Consider the following 768-nt stretch of genomic DNA (forward strand, 5'->3'; position numbering starts at 1 on the left):
GTTCCGTACCGGGGAGCGTACCTCGTTTGAACTGCCGGTGAACTGGAACCCGTGGACATTCTCGGGAAACAGGAAGTGGAAACATGTATTGGTGCAACCTGAGTTTCGCTGGTGGACCACCGAAGCCTTTAAGGGGCATTTCTTTGGTGTGCATGCGCATTATGCGTTTTATAATGTGAGCCGCTTGCCTGATGGTCCCTTCTCCCGGAATATGGCCGATAGCCGTTACGAGGGCTGGGGTGCGGGAATCGGTGCCAGCTATGGCTACCGCTGGAATTTCTCGCGCCACCTGGGAATGGAAGCGACTTTGGGATTGGGGTATGCCCACTTGGATTATGATAAATACACATGTGGTACATGTGGTGATCGCCTGGGTAGCGGAAATAAGAACTATTTCGGTCCCACCAAAGCTGGTATCACGCTGATCTATACTTTTGGCGGGAAGAAGAAACCGGCTATTGCCGCACCGGTACAAACACCTGTTGCCCCTGCTCCGGTACATACCGTGGTTTATGAACCGCAGTTTACTGCCAGCTTTGTTACCCCGCAAGTAGAAGCGGTGAAACACCGCAATGAAGCCGGACAGGCCTACCTGGACTTTGCCGCCGGTCGCTCAGAGATCACACCTGGGTATAAAGACAATGCTGCGGAACTGCAAAAGATATATATGCTGATTGAAACGGTAAGGAAAGACCCTGATGCTAACATCACCGGTATCCGGATAGCCGGCTACGCTTCCCCCGAAGGCGGCTATGGGTCTAACCTTAC

The 768-nt window shown here is 52.7% G+C and carries 1 protein-coding gene; it reads left to right on the forward strand.

Annotated elements, in window-relative coordinates:
* On the forward strand, positions 1–768 hold a 768-nt coding region (locus D0T87_RS23670; RefSeq protein WP_203558775.1), incomplete at both ends, for a DUF3575 domain-containing protein.

The sequence above is a fragment of the Bacteroides sp. 51 genome (assembly GCF_010500965.1).
GTDB lineage: Bacteria > Bacteroidota > Bacteroidia > Bacteroidales > Bacteroidaceae > Bacteroides.